11 protein-coding genes are annotated in these 13,573 nt (G+C 60.2%); 9 read left to right on the forward strand and 2 right to left on the reverse strand.

Annotated elements, in window-relative coordinates:
• Position 1: 1 nt before the first annotated feature.
• From O2N64_RS08525 to O2N64_RS08555, 7 genes are all read left to right on the forward strand, one after another.
• A complete protein-coding gene (locus O2N64_RS08525) occupies positions 2–1,000 on the forward strand; it encodes an SPFH domain-containing protein (protein ID WP_271077191.1) in 999 nt (332 codons plus the stop codon).
• A 4-nt stretch (positions 1,001–1,004) separates the two neighbouring features.
• Positions 1,005–1,898, forward strand: coding sequence for a hypothetical protein (locus O2N64_RS08530; RefSeq protein WP_271077192.1), 894 nt, complete (start codon positions 1,005–1,007; stop codon positions 1,896–1,898).
• Between the two features lie 113 nt (positions 1,899–2,011).
• Positions 2,012–2,407: a thioredoxin family protein gene (locus O2N64_RS08535; RefSeq protein ID WP_271077193.1), complete on the forward strand. Its 396-nt coding sequence runs from the start codon at positions 2,012–2,014 to the stop codon at positions 2,405–2,407.
• A 36-nt stretch (positions 2,408–2,443) separates the two neighbouring features.
• A complete protein-coding gene (locus O2N64_RS08540; protein ID WP_271077194.1) occupies positions 2,444–3,163 on the forward strand; it encodes a cytochrome c biogenesis CcdA family protein in 720 nt (239 codons plus the stop codon).
• 101 nt (positions 3,164–3,264) lie between these two features.
• The gene (locus O2N64_RS08545; protein ID WP_271077195.1) at positions 3,265–4,017 is read left to right on the forward strand and encodes a hypothetical protein; all 753 of its coding nucleotides are present in this window, start codon (positions 3,265–3,267) and stop codon (positions 4,015–4,017) included.
• 78 nt (positions 4,018–4,095) lie between these two features.
• Positions 4,096–4,593 carry a hypothetical protein gene (locus tag O2N64_RS08550; RefSeq protein ID WP_271077196.1) on the forward strand — a complete coding sequence of 166 codons (498 nt, stop codon included), beginning with the start codon at positions 4,096–4,098 and terminating at the stop codon, positions 4,591–4,593.
• Positions 4,594–4,691: 98 nt separating this feature from the next.
• Positions 4,692–5,414, forward strand: a complete 723-nt coding sequence (locus O2N64_RS08555) for an extensin family protein (protein WP_271077197.1) — start codon at positions 4,692–4,694, stop codon at positions 5,412–5,414.
• A 25-nt stretch (positions 5,415–5,439) separates the two neighbouring features.
• Here the strand turns inward: O2N64_RS08555 and typA are convergent, their stop codons facing one another.
• On the reverse strand, positions 5,440–7,278 hold the full coding sequence (typA, locus tag O2N64_RS08560) for a translational GTPase TypA (protein ID WP_271077198.1): 1,839 nt from the start codon (positions 7,276–7,278) through the stop codon (positions 5,440–5,442).
• A gap of 353 nt (positions 7,279–7,631) precedes the next feature.
• Between typA and O2N64_RS08565 the strand changes: the two genes are divergently transcribed.
• Entirely contained in the window at positions 7,632–10,373 is a 2,742-nt protein-coding gene (locus tag O2N64_RS08565; protein ID WP_271077199.1) for a TonB-dependent receptor, read from the forward strand.
• Between the two features lie 145 nt (positions 10,374–10,518).
• Entirely contained in the window at positions 10,519–10,992 is a 474-nt protein-coding gene (locus tag O2N64_RS08570; protein WP_271077200.1) for an RDD family protein, read from the forward strand.
• Between the two features lie 63 nt (positions 10,993–11,055).
• Here the strand turns inward: O2N64_RS08570 and O2N64_RS08575 are convergent, their stop codons facing one another.
• Positions 11,056–13,566 (reverse strand): ABC transporter permease, encoded by a 2,511-nt coding sequence (locus O2N64_RS08575; RefSeq protein ID WP_271079624.1) that lies wholly within the window; start codon positions 13,564–13,566, stop codon positions 11,056–11,058.
• Positions 13,567–13,573 lie beyond the last annotated feature (7 nt).

Raw genomic sequence — 13,573 nt, forward strand, 5'->3', positions numbered from 1 at the left:
CATGGCGAACATCACAACATATGGCCCGCTCGCATTGCTGCGTGCCGATCCCAGCCAGCACGTGCTGCGTTATGCCAAAGGCCGCCTCAAGGCGAGCGGCCGCGGTCTCGTTTTCTGGTTTGCGCCTGCCACTGCCAGCCTTGCCGAGGTTCCACTCGATGACCGGGAAATGACTTTCTACACCAAAGGGCGCAGCGCGGATTTCCAGGACGTCAGCGTGCAGGGCATGATCGGCTGGCACGTCGCCACGCCCGAGCAGGCCGCCGACCGCATCGATTTCACAATCGACCCGCGCAACGGCCGCTGGAACGCCCGTCCGAGCGAAAGCATCGAGACGCGCATCAGCGGCATCGCAGCGCAGGCTGTGCTCGAATATCTCGCCACGGCTCCGGTGCGCGAATTGCTCGATGCTGGTGTCGATCCCTTGCGCGACATCGTCGGCGCGGCGCTCGCAGACAATCCAGGGCTGACGCAGATCGGCGTCGAGGTGGTGAGCGTCCGTCTTGCGAATCTCGCACCCACCAGCGAACTCGAACGTGCGCTTCAGACCCCGACTTTTGAGGCGCTCCAGCAGAAGGCGGACGAGGCAACATTCGCCCGGCGGGCGCTGGCGGTCGAGAAGGAGCGGGCAATTGCCGAGAACGAGCTGGCGACGAAGGTCGAACTGACCCGGCGGAAGAAAGTGCTCATTGCGGAAGAGGCCGAGAACGCGCGCGATGCCGCTCGCGGTGAGGCCGAGGCGCAGATGATCGCAGCCGAAGGCGAAGCGGAGCGCATCCGCGCAGTTGAAAAGGCAAGGGCAGAGGCCGAGAAGGCGCACATGGATGTCTATCGCGACCTGCCGCCGCAGGTACTGCTTGGTCTTGCCGCGCGCGAATTCGCCGGCAAGCTGGAAAACATCGAGCAGCTCAATGTGACGCCCGACATGCTTGCCCAACTGGCGCGCGAGTTTGCCGGGGCGAAAGCCGGGACGAGGCCCGCTTCGGTAATCGAGGGCTAAGGCGATGGAGGCGCTTCCGCCACGCGCGGTCTTTGTCACCCGCCCGTCAGAATACGAGCACCTGATCGCACGCCATGCCACGCGCGATCAGGTGCGCTTCTTCCTCGAACAGCGCGGACATACCCTTGCGGAGGTTGAAGCCCGTCACGCGCTGCAGGAAAGCGCAATTGCCGCAGCCCATGCAGCCTTGCCGGGTGAGTGGCGGTACGCCGACGTCCGGCGCGAAGATCTTGATCGATTCCTGTTTACGCCGGAGGACCTTGTCGTAGCAGTAGGGCAGGACGGACTAGTGCCCAATGTCGCCAAGTACCTAAGCGGACAGAAGGTCATTGGCATCAATACCGATCCCGGGCGCAACGACGGGGTGCTGGTGCGCTTCACCGTTAATCATCTCGACGGTTTGTTTGAACGGGCGTGGCATGCCGATGCACAGATCGAGGCGCGGACGATGGCTGAAGCGAAGCTCGATTCAGGCGATCGGCTGGTAGCGTTGAACGAGCTCTTTATCGGTCATCGGAGCCATCAATCGGCACGCTACTTCATCGCCGATGATGGGCGGGGCGAGGAACAGAGCAGCAGCGGACTGATTGTTGCAACCGGTACAGGGGCGACCGGCTGGGCACGCTCGATCATGCTGGCTACGGGGGCAGATCTGCAACTCGCCCCGACACAGACAGCGCTGGGGTGGTTCGTTCGTGAACTCTTTCCCAGTGTTGCCACGGGCACCAGCATGCGGCGCGGCGTGCTGACGAACGATACGCTGCGGATCACCAGCCATATGAACGATGGCGGAGTAGTCTTCGCCGACGGGATGGAGGCCGATTTCCTCCAGTTTGGCTGGGGGCGAAAGCTCGAAGTCGGCGTGGCAAGTGAGAAGCTGAACCTCGTCACGGCCTGATCGCCTGTCGCTTACTTGGGCAGACCCAAGCCAAGAAAAATAGCATCCGGCGTAACCACTTCAGCGTTGCGCACGAAATGTCGGGTCACCAAACCCATTTCGGAGCTCACCCCATGTCCAAGTTCAAGTCCCTTATACTCGCAATTGCGGCACTCTTCGTAGCTGTTCCCATGGCCGCTGTGGCCCAGCCCACGTGGACCCAATATTCGCAAAGCGCCTTCGAGGCCGCGCAGGCTGAAGGCCGCACCATCGTGGTCAACGTTCACGCCGACTGGTGCCCAACCTGCCGCGCGCAGGCGCCGATCCTCGAAGATTTGCGCAATGACGAACGTCTTGCCAATGCGGTCTTCATCCGCGTCGATTACGACAACGATAGCGCTTTCCTGCGCGCCCACCGCATTCCGCGTCAGTCCACCATTCTGGTGTTCAACGGCAGCGAAGAAGCTGGACGTTCGATCGCCGAAACCAATCGCGATCGCCTGCGCTCTTTCGTGCTCGGCAATATCTGACGCGCTTTCGCAAACGTCCTGACAGAGCTCAGCATCATGATCAGCAGCATCGCTCTCGCATTCCTCGCCGGCCTGGTGACGATCCTCAACCCTTGCGTCCTTCCGCTCGTTCCGATCATCATCGCCACAGCCCTGGGCAAAAGCAAAATGGGACCAGTAGCATTGGCCGCGGGATTGGTGCTGAGTTTTTCCGTCTTCGGCCTGCTGGTGCTTGCCTTCGGCTTTTCGGTTGGCGTGGATGAGCGGGTCGTCCGAACGGCGGCGGGTGGTCTGCTGGTCGTTGCGGGGGGAGTGATGCTCATGCCACGCGCGCAAATGGCGCTCAGCGCAGCAGCCGCGCCGATAACCAGCGCAGGCCAGCGGATGCTCGGCCGCACCAGCGGTGAAGGCGCCGTCGGCCAGTTCATGGTCGGAGGTTTGTTCGGCCTAGTCTGGGCGCCATGCGTTGGACCGACCCTGGGCATTGCAATCGCGGCTGCGGCGCAGGGTGAAAACCTCCTCAGCGCTTTCGGTATCTTTCTGGTTTTCGGCCTAGGCGTGGCGACATCCATCCTCGCTTTCGCCTATGGCTCGCGCAAGGCGCTGGGGCAGCGCAGCAAATCACTGCAATCGCTCGCCAAATATGCAAAGCCCATGTTCGGCGGAGCAGTGCTTGTCGTGGGGCTCATGGTCCTGACAGGTTTCGACAAAATGATCGAAATCTGGGCGCTCAATCACATGCCGCAATCGCTGGTAGAATTCACGACCCGTTTTTGAGCCGGATCTTTCAGCTTACCGAAAGAGCGTTTGCGTATCTGCAAATTTGGCGGGCGTGCTTTTGTTCGACATTGCTGCGTGAGTTCGACTAAGCAAAGCCCATGTCCTTGATCCTGATTACCGGCGCAATGACGGCAGGATTTGTCGCCATTCACATTTTCATAGGATGTCTAGCGTTTTTGCAAAAGCGGCCGCGCAGTCGCTGGTTGTCCTTCGCAGGCGGAGTGTCGGTCGCTTGGGTGTTTCTGCACGTGCTACCGGAAATTGCTCTGCATCGCGGAGAGTTCGCTGACTCTTTGGAAGTGACGCCCCTTTTTGCAGAGACCGTTGTCTACGGCCTCGCGTTGTTTGGGCTCACAGTATTCTACGGGCTGGAGCGGATGGTTCGCACGAGCCACGATGCCAACCGTGCTGCGGGACTGGCTGCGCGCATGGGGAAGTCGGTGCTCTTCCTGCACCTTGCATTGTTCGGGCTGTTGAATCTGCTTGTCGCCTACCTTCTCAATCATCGCGAGAGTGACGACAATTTATGGTCTTTAGCTTCGTATTTTCTCGCTATCTCCCTCCACCTCTTGGTTCTGGATTTTGATGCGCGGCAGGATCATCCGGAGGCATATGATCGATATGGTCGTTGGGTGCTTGTTGCGTTGACGGTCTTTGGTTGGGTGCTCGGCTTGCAAGTGGTTTTGCCAGACGTCTTCATCGGCTGCTTGTTCGCATTTCTCGCAGGTGCGATCATATTGAGTGTCCTGAAGGAAGAACTGCCGGAAGATGGAAATAGCGCTTTCCTGCCATTTCTCGCAGGAACCTCACTCTTCGCTTTCCTTGCTTTGGTTGAAAAGCACTTGGCCTGACGGCTTTATGGCAATCCGCCCGGAGGATTCGTGCCCCTTCGCGTGGGAACGAGTCATATCGCATCCTGTTTAATTGACATGAAAACTAAAGTCGCTGTTCTGTCAGTCTGTATTCTCGCAATGACGGGATGCGCAAATCCTCAACCCACCTCGGACGATCCGGCGGAGCCACCTGCACTTCCGGCAGACAGCCAGGCGGAGAGTGTTGCGCCTGATGCCAATAATGAAGCGGCGGGATCAGAAGACGAAGCGCGCGCCGACGCTGGCGCTTTGCGGGACACGATCCCCGAAAGATTTCACGGGCGGTGGGCAGAAAGCCTTGATCACTGCGAAACCCGCGGCCACCAGCGCTACGATATCGGTGCGCGCGAAATCGGCTTTTTCGAAAGCACCGGTATCGTTCAGAACGTTCGCGCGGATGGCGATTACGCCGCAGCTACGGTCAGTGAGCAATATGGCGATGCACCGCCTTCCGAATACGCATTCTACATGGCCATCGAAGACGCGGATACGATGCGTGTCCGCTACGATGACCGGCCACGTTTCCGCATCTATCGCTGCGACGCAAACGATTGAACGGATTTTCCGCTGCACGCGGGTTTTGCTAGGAAGACGAAGTCCTTACAAATTCACAATTATAAAAACGCTCGGGTCGCTCCAGACAGGAGACTTCGATGAGCGATACAAGAATTGGACAGTTCGACGGCAAGCCACTGGTCTACGATCGGAGCGCGCCAAGTCATTACGGGGTCGGCGGAGTGCCGACCAAGCCTTACATCAATGCTGAATTTGCCAAGCAGTGCGAGAAATGCTTCGCGGAGCTGTTTTCATTTATGGATAAGCACGCAGGACTGGTGGTGGAGTCGATCCTGACCGGCGGCGTCAGCCGCGCGGGCATGGGAACGAGCCTCCATCACAAGAACCGCGCGTTCGACCTCGATGCCTTTCTGTTCGCCGACGGATCGAACTGGGTCGCCACCACTTTCCCGCAGCGCCCGCAATTGTATCTCGGGATCGAAGCGATCCTGCGACGGCATTTCGGGACCGTCCTCAGCTACGATTACAATGCCGCGCACCGCGATCACTTCCATTTCGACAATGGCACGAATGTCGGCTTCAAGCAGTCGGCGAAAAGCCACGTGATCTTCATCCAGAACGTCCTCACATTCGTCTACCAGATCCCGGCCGGCCGCGATGGCGTGTGGGGGCCGGAGACGGAGCGCGAGGTGACAGCACTGCGCAAACAGCTCGAAATCGGTCCGTTTTCAACCAAGTCGAACTGGTTGGAGTTCCTGTCGACTGCCGCGAAAGCCGCGTTCGAGCTGGAGGCCGGCAAGGTCGGTGACCTCGAGCCGCTAGAGCCGCTGGTCTGCGAATGTTGCGGAAGGCCGTTCTAGGGCCTGGACCGCCGCATCCGCCCGTTCAGTCGGCATTCGCCCGCTTGGCGCGCTTGCGTTCATGCGGGTCGAGGTGAAGCTTGCGCAGGCGGATGTTCTCCGGCGTTACTTCCACGATCTCGTCATCACCGATGTAGGCGATCGCCTGCTCCAACGTCATCTTGCGCGGCGGGGTCAGGCGGATGCCTTCATCCTTGCCGCTGGCGCGGAAGTTGGTGAGCTGCTTAGACTTGAGCGGGTTCACCTCGAGATCTTCGGGCTTGGCGTTCTCGCCGATGATCATGCCCTGATAGAGCTTCTCACCCGGTGAAACGAACAGCACGCCGCGTTCCTCGATGGTGTTGAGCGCATAGGCCATGGCTTCGCCCTGTTCCATGCTGATCAGCACGCCGTTCTGGCGACCTTCGATCTTGCCCTTGTAGGGGCCATAGCTGTCGAACAGGCGGTTCATGATGCCCGTGCCGCGCGTGTCGGACAGGAATTCGCCGTGATAGCCGATGAGACCGCGTGACGGCGCGACGAAGGTCAGGCGCGTCTTGCCGCCGCCGCTGGGGCGCATTTCAGTCATCTCGGCCTTACGCTTTGCCATCTTCTCGACGACGGTGCCCGAAAATTCATCGTCCACATCGACGACGACGGTTTCATACGGCTCCAGACGCTCGCCATTCTCTTCGCGATAGAGAACGCGCGGGCGACTGATCGAAAGTTCGAAGCCTTCGCGGCGCATGGTTTCGATGAGCACGCCGAGCTGCAATTCGCCGCGGCCCGCAACTTCGAAAGCATCCTTGCCGGCGCTTTCGGTGATGCGGATAGCGACATTGCCTTCGGCTTCACGCTCCAGGCGGTCACGGATCACGCGGCTCTGCACCTTGTCGCCTTCACGGCCCGCATAGGGGCTGTCGTTGACGGCGAATGTCATGCTGAGCGTCGGCGGATCGATTTCCTGCGCGTGGATCGGAACCGAGACGCTGGGGCTTGCGAGCGTGTTCGATACGGTCGCATCGGTGAGACCCGCGATAGCGACGATATCACCGGCCTTGGCGTGCAGCACAGGCTCACGCTCGAGACCATTATAGGCGAAAACCTTGGTAGCGCGGCCGACTTCGACGACCTTGCCGTTCACGTCGAGCGCGTGGATCGGCATGCCGGTTTCCAGACGTCCGCTTTCGATGCGGCCGGTCAGGATACGGCCGAGGAAGGCATCGCGGTCGAGCAGCGTCGCCAGCATGGCGAACTCGCCATCGGGATCGAGATCGGGCTCGGGCACGTGGCTCACGATGAGATTGAAGAGCGGCAGCAGATCGCCTTCGCGCGCTTCGGGGTCTTCGCTGGCATAGCCATTGCGGCCCGATGCGTAGAGAACAGGGAAGTCGAGCTGCTCGTCATTCGCATCGAGATTGACGAACAGATCGAATACTTCGTCCAGAACTTCGCTCGCGCGGGCGTCCTGGCGATCGATCTTGTTGACGACCACGATGGGCTTGAGGCCAAGGCCAAGCGCCTTGCCGGTCACGAATTTGGTCTGCGGCATCGGGCCTTCGGCAGCGTCCACAAGCAGGATGACGCCATCGACCATGCTCAGGATGCGCTCCACCTCGGCGCCGAAATCGGCGTGGCCGGGCGTATCGACGATATTGATACGATAGGAATGCTGGCCGCCTTCCGGCTTCCACTCGACACTGGTCGGCTTGGCGAGAATGGTGATCCCGCGTTCCTGCTCCAGCTCATTGCTGTCCATCGCCCGTTCTTCCACGCGCTGGTTTTCGCGGAAAGTGCCGGACTGGCGGAAGAGCTGATCGACAAGAGTGGTCTTGCCATGGTCGACGTGGGCGATGATCGCCACGTTGCGAAGGGGGGCGGACATTATGCGGTTTTCCTGTGTATGGGCAGGCAGCCAACAATGCTGCACCTGCGAATTGGCGCGCCTCTAGCCTATGCGGGCGCGGGGGGCAAGTTGTGTGGCTTCACGCCCTATTTACGCATGCGTATGCGCACGCGGCGCTTCGTGTGGCAAGGCTGCCTTACGTATAGGTCAGGTTGCTAACTGTTGCGCCAATGATACAGGTATCATGACATCTCGGGGATGACGCGCGAAGTGGAATTGTCGGAAACATTTGCGCCGAGTAACAACAATCGACTAATTCAGGTCGCTGAAGGACAGGGGTTTATCGCCAAAACGGCGAAAATTCCCATCCTGAGGGAGAGATGGAGAATTCAATGAAAACTACGTTTGCTGGCGTTGCCGGCTTTTCGCGCAACCTGCTTTGCGGCGCGGCCGCTCTGGCGCTGGTTGCTCCGGGCGTCGCTCTGGCACAGGATGCAGACGATCCTGAAGTCGCTGCAGAAGATGGCGATGAAGCGCAGGGCAACACCATTCTGGTGACCGCCACCAAGCGTGAAACCACGCTGCAGGAAATTCCCGTTGCCGTGTCCGTGACCGGTGCAGAGACGCTGGAGCGCGACGTGATCCGCGACATCCGCGATCTGCAGACGGTGGTTCCTTCGCTGACCGTCGGTCAGCGTCAGTCCTCGGCCAACACCGGCTTCTTCATCCGCGGCTTCGGTAACGGTGCAAACAACGCCGGTATCGAACCCTCTGTCGGTGTGTTCATCGACGGCGTATATCGCAGCCGTACCGCATCCTCCATTTCCGACCTGCCGAATGTGCAGCGCGTCGAGGTCCTTCGCGGCCCGCAGTCGACCCTGTTCGGCAAGAACGCTTCTGCCGGTGTCATCTCGGTCGTCACGGAAGAGCCGCAGTTCAACTTCGGCGGCAATGCCGAGCTGACCTATGGCAATTTCGATCAGGTCGTGGCCCGTGGCTATGTCACCGGCCCGCTGACTGACTCGGTCGCCTTCAGCGTCGGTGCAGGCCTCAACAGCCGCGATGGTTTCTTCGAAGACCTTGGCACGGGCGATGCATCGAACAACCGCGATCGCTGGTATGCGCGCGGCCAGTTGCTGATCGACAATGGTGAAAACCTGCGCATCCGCGTGATCGGCGATTATGACGCCATCGACGAGGTTTGCTGCGGCGTCGTCAACGCGCAGAGCGGTCCGTCGACAGGTGTGATCCAGCTGCTTGGCGGTCAGGTCACCAATCCGAACGATCCGTTCGCCGATGTGATCTACAACAACTTCAACTCGGTCAACGACATCACTAATCACGGTATTTCGGCGCAGGTCGATTACGACATTGGTGCTTTCACGCTGACCTCGATCACCGCCAGCCGGACGACCGAGGCGATCACTGTTCAGGATTCGGACTTCTCGACTGCCGACCTGATCTATCCGAACTCGCAGGACCTGCGTCTCGACACCTTCACCCAGGAATTCCGCATTGCGGGCACGATCGGTGATCGTATCGACCTGCTGCTGGGCCTGTTCTACATCAATGAAGATGTCGATCAGTCCAACCAGCTGCTGTATGGTGCCGATTTCCGCAACTATGCCAACCTGCTGACAGTAGGTGGCAGCGGCGGTGCATTCTCGCTGTTCCAGGACCCGAACAATCCCGGCGCCGTACCGCTTGATCTGGTGTTCAGCCAGGCGTTCGGCCAGAATTTCGTCGATCAGTTCTATCTGCAGGGTCAGGGCTTCACCGAAGCGTACACGCTGCAGTCGGAAGCCTATTCCATCTTCGGACAGGTCGATTTCGAAATCATCGACGGTCTGGTTCTGACGCTGGGCGGCAACTACACCGACGACAGCAAGACCTTCACGCAAAATGCCGTTTCGACCGACGTGTTCTCCTCGATCGATTTCGATGCGCCGCAGCTTGCGCCGTTCCGCGGTCAGGTTCTGACGCAAGGTGCCATTGCCACGACAGTCGGTACGCAGCTTGGCCTCGGCCGCCGCGCTACAGCGGCTGAAGTAACTGCCTTTGCATCCGGCACCAGCCCTGCTGGCGCTGCTGGTGCAGCCGCGTTCCCGACGATTGTTGCCGGGGCGCAGGCTTTCGCTGCTGCAAACGTCAACAATCCCGAGGCAAACCCGCTGAACCCGCTGCGTCCGTTGCAGTTCCTGCCGCCGTTCATCAACGTGCCGAACGCAGTCGAAGATGGCGAAGTGAACGACGACAACTTCAGCTACACCGCACGCCTTGCCTACGACGTGACGCCTGATGTGAATGTCTACATCAGCTACGCCACCGGCTTTAAGGCAAGCTCGGTCAACCTGTCGCGCGATGCCCGCCCGACGCTGGCTGATCGTCCTGCAATCATCGCTGCCGGTCTCGAACAGCCGAACCAGACCTATGGTTCACGCTTTGCAGGGCCAGAAGAGTCCACCGTGTATGAGGCCGGTATCAAGACCGACTTCGACATTGCGGCGCTCAACCTGACAGTGTTCCAGCAGGAGATTGAGGGCTTCCAGTCCAACATCTTCACCGGTTCGGGCTTCGTGCTTGCCAACGCAGGCAGCCAATCGACCTGGGGTGTTGAATATGAAGGTACCTTCTTCCCGGCTGATGGCCTGACCATCAACACGGCGGTGACCTACCTCAACCCTGAATTCGACAGCTTCACGCAGTCGGCACAGGGCGACATTTCGGGCACGACGCCTTCGGGCATTCCTGAGTGGACCGTGATTGTCGGCGCCTCGTATGAAGCCGATCTGGGTGGCGGCACGCTTACCCCGCGTGTGAACTACCTCTGGTCTTCCGAGTACCAGCTGGTTGAAGGTCTGCCGAACTTCGCAGTCCGTAATCCGGATGGCACGATTGCCGATGGTGGTCCGGCGATTGCCGCAGGCTTGCCGTTCACCGCTCGCCAGAACAACCTCACCGCGTCGCTGACCTATGCGCACGACAGTGGCTTCGAGCTGCAGGTGTGGGGCCGTAACATTCTGGATGACCGTTACTTCGGTACCGTCTTCGATAGCCCTGCCCAGCCTGGCAGCGTTTCGGGCTACCCGAACGATCCGACGACATACGGCATCACCGGTCGCTTCCGCTTCTAAGCGCGCCGAATACGAAATCCTCTTCGGAGGAAGGGAAGGGGGCCTGCAGGTCCCCTTTTTCTTTGCTCACTCACAATGTCGCGCTTGCAACGCAAAGCGTTCTGTGATGGCATGCGTTTCTGGTTTGAAAGAGGGGACTATTTCAATGGAATATGCAGGTTTTTGGCTCCGTGTCGGGGCGTATATAATCGACACAATCGTCGTCAGCATCGTTGCGGGCCTAATCGGCGGCATCGTTGGCGGTGTAATAGGTGCAGGCGTCGCCACGACGGGTGGTGACATCAACGCGATGGAAACCGGCCTCAACTTTACTGGCGGCGTTATCGGTCTGGTGATCGGCATCGCCTATTACGCAGGGCTTGAAAGTTCTTCCTGGCAGGCGACGCTTGGCAAGAAGGCCGTGGGCATCATCGTGACCGATATGAACGGCAACCGGATCAGCTTCCTGAATGCGCTTGGCCGTTATGTCGCGAAGATCCTGTCGGCCATCATCCTTCTGATCGGCTATATCATGGTCGCATTTACGGAGAAGAAGCAGGGCCTGCACGACATGCTGGCAAGCACGCTCGTCGTGAAAGGCCAGCCGGGCGATTACGGCGCAGCAGGCGTCTTCGACTAAGCACTAAAACCATTCAGCCAGAGAGTTGACGGGCGGTCCTGCGGGGCCGCCCGTTTTCTTTTGTCAGAGCGAGCGCAGCGTCTGCGCGGGGCGAGCTCTGAGCAGCGGCAACGACGCGCCGAGAGCGAAGGCGAAGACCAGAAGCAATCCACCGCCCAGGACGGCGAGAATTTCAGTCCAGTCGGGCAGCCAATCGAATTCGAACAATTGCACGACGATAAGCCACGCAATCCCCGTGCCGAGCGCAAGCGCCACGCCTGCAAGCACGGCTGCGAGCAGGCCGAACTCTGCAAATTGCAAGGCGAGCAACTGATTGCGGCTGGCTCCGAGCACACGCAGGATCACGGTATCGTAAATCCGCGCCGCCCGTGCTGCAGCGATGGCGCCGAGCAGCACTGCGATCCCGGCGAGCACCGCAACCGATGCGGCGGCCAGAATGGCGATCGAGACCTGATCAAGGATGGTGCGTGCTTCGGTAAGGATCGGGCCGACTTCTATTACGCTGGCCGCAGGGAAGGCCTGCACCAGCTGCCGCAGCAATCCGCCCGCCTGCGTGCCTTCCGGCAGGTCGACGGTCGCAGCGAGATTGTGCGGCGTATCCTCAAGAGTGTTGGGCGAGAAGATATAGACATTGTTGAAGCCAAGGCTTTCCCAGTCGATCCGGCGGATGCTGGCGACTCGTGCGGTCCGCTCGACGCCAAGGACCGACACGGTAATGACATGGCCGACTTCAATCCCCGCGGCCTCTGCCAGATCGGCATCGATGGACACCAAATTTTCGCCGGTGTGATCGGGCTCCCACCATTCGCCTTCAACGACCGCATTGCCTTCGGGCAGAGTGCTGGAATAGGTGAGGCCGCGTTCGCCGCTAAGGCCCCAAGCGCCTTCGGGCAGCTCTTCCAGCTCTGCGACCACGGTGGGATTGTCCGCAGGCCCGTAAGACACGATGAACCCGCGCAGTGTAGGAACAGCTTCAATCACCGCATCTTCTGACACGCCATCGATGATCGTGTTGAATTCCTCAATGCCATCCTTGGGAATATCGAGGACGAAATAGTCGGGCGCGCGTTCGGGGACGGAGCGCTGGATATTGCCGTCGAGGCTCGACTGCACACCTGCTAGCAGGACGAAGGCCGCGAGACCGAAGCCGAGCGCCGTAACGAGCGAACCGGTCGCCGCGCCGGGGCGGTGGAGATTGGCGATCGCGGCACGCACGATCGGATTTCTCGCACGCGGAGCCTTGGCCGCGCCCTTGCGGATCGCGATGCCCAGCAATGCGAGTAGCCCAAGGATAAGCGCTGCACCGACAAGGAAGCCTGCCGAAAGGAGCGGCTGCGCCGAAAAGGCTATGGCCAGAATGGCAATTCCCGCAAGGCCGATCCCGACGGGGAGCGCAGCGGCTTTCCACTGGCGGGCGAGCGGCGAAACGCGCGCCCTCATCAGGGCCATCGCCGGGAAAGTCTTTGCGCGCGCCAGCGGAGGCGCGGCAAAGACCATCGCCACCAGCAGGCCGAAGAGCATGGCGCGTGCCAGCGCCCACCAGTCGAGCGTCAACGACGTATTGACCGGCAATAGCGCACCCAGCGCATTGGCGAGCAATGGTGTGACCAGCACACCTGCAACAAGGCCTGCGAGCGATCCCACGAGTGCGGCTGCACCAACTTCCAGCGCGTAGATGCGTGAGATGTCACGCGATGTCGCGCCGAGGATCTTGAGCGTGGCAATGGAATTGCGTCGCGCTTCCAGATAGGAATTCACCCCGCCGCCGATGCCGATGCCTGCGATGACGAGCGCGGCAAGTCCTACCAGCGTCAGGAACTCACCCATGCGGCTGACGAAGCGCTCTGCGCCCGGCGATGCACGGTCGGCGGTGCGTGTATCGAATGGCACGCCCGGAAATGCTTCGAACAGCGCTTCCTCGACTTCTTCGGCGTCGTAATTGCCATCGAAAGCGAGGCGCGTTTTCGTCTCGTAAAGCGCGCCGGGCAGGGTGAGGCCAGCTGCAGCTGGAAAATCTTGCGCCACGATAATCGTCTGCCCTAGGGCAAAGCCTTCGCTCAAACGGTCGGGCTCTTCCTCGATGATGCCAGCGACCACCAATTGCTCTGAGCCGACTGTGAAGCTGTCACCTGTTGCGACACCCAAGCGCTCCGCCGCGCCGGGGGCGAGGAAAGCTTCATTGCCTTCAGGAGCGGCAGATGCGCCAGCGCCTTCGATCAGCAATTCGCCGTACAATGGGTAGTTGGGTGCAACGGCCTTCAACTCGACCGGCACGGCCACGTCTTCAGTGGTCGCCATGGCCTGCAGACGATAGCCCGCCGACAGCTCGCCATATTGTTCGAGGAATTGCGTTTCCTCTTCGCTCAGCAATCGCTGCCAGAGTTCGATTTCCAAATCGCCGCCAAGAATGGCCTGACCCTGGGAATCGAGCTCTGTCTGGATGGCAGAGGTCAGGCTGCCGATCGCGGCCAGCGCGCCAACGCCGAGGAACAGGCAGACGAGAAGCAGTCTCAGTCCACGAAAACCGCTGGAGAGGTCACGACGCGCGATGGTCCACGCGCGGCCCCAGCTCATGCTGCTC

Origin of the sequence: Aurantiacibacter sp. MUD61, assembly GCF_027912455.1 — a bacterium.
Taxonomy (GTDB): Bacteria; Pseudomonadota; Alphaproteobacteria; order Sphingomonadales; family Sphingomonadaceae; genus Alteraurantiacibacter.

What these genes read in the sequence shown, in the direction of transcription:
- O2N64_RS08525 (WP_271077191.1), top strand. Translation starts at nt 2, where the DNA reads ATGGCGAACATCACAACATATGGCCCGCTCGCATTGCTGCGTGCCGAT.
- O2N64_RS08530 (WP_271077192.1), top strand. Translation starts at nt 1,005, where the DNA reads ATGGAGGCGCTTCCGCCACGCGCGGTCTTTGTCACCCGCCCGTCAGAA.
- O2N64_RS08535 (WP_271077193.1), top strand. Translation starts at nt 2,012, where the DNA reads ATGTCCAAGTTCAAGTCCCTTATACTCGCAATTGCGGCACTCTTCGTA.
- O2N64_RS08540 (WP_271077194.1), top strand. Translation starts at nt 2,444, where the DNA reads ATGATCAGCAGCATCGCTCTCGCATTCCTCGCCGGCCTGGTGACGATC.
- O2N64_RS08545 (WP_271077195.1), top strand. Translation starts at nt 3,265, where the DNA reads ATGTCCTTGATCCTGATTACCGGCGCAATGACGGCAGGATTTGTCGCC.
- O2N64_RS08550 (WP_271077196.1), top strand. Translation starts at nt 4,096, where the DNA reads ATGAAAACTAAAGTCGCTGTTCTGTCAGTCTGTATTCTCGCAATGACG.
- O2N64_RS08555 (WP_271077197.1), top strand. Translation starts at nt 4,692, where the DNA reads ATGAGCGATACAAGAATTGGACAGTTCGACGGCAAGCCACTGGTCTAC.
- typA (WP_271077198.1), bottom strand. Translation starts at nt 7,278, where the DNA reads ATGTCCGCCCCCCTTCGCAACGTGGCGATCATCGCCCACGTCGACCAT.
- O2N64_RS08565 (WP_271077199.1), top strand. Translation starts at nt 7,632, where the DNA reads ATGAAAACTACGTTTGCTGGCGTTGCCGGCTTTTCGCGCAACCTGCTT.
- O2N64_RS08570 (WP_271077200.1), top strand. Translation starts at nt 10,519, where the DNA reads ATGGAATATGCAGGTTTTTGGCTCCGTGTCGGGGCGTATATAATCGAC.
- O2N64_RS08575 (WP_271079624.1), bottom strand. Translation starts at nt 13,566, where the DNA reads ATGAGCTGGGGCCGCGCGTGGACCATCGCGCGTCGTGACCTCTCCAGC.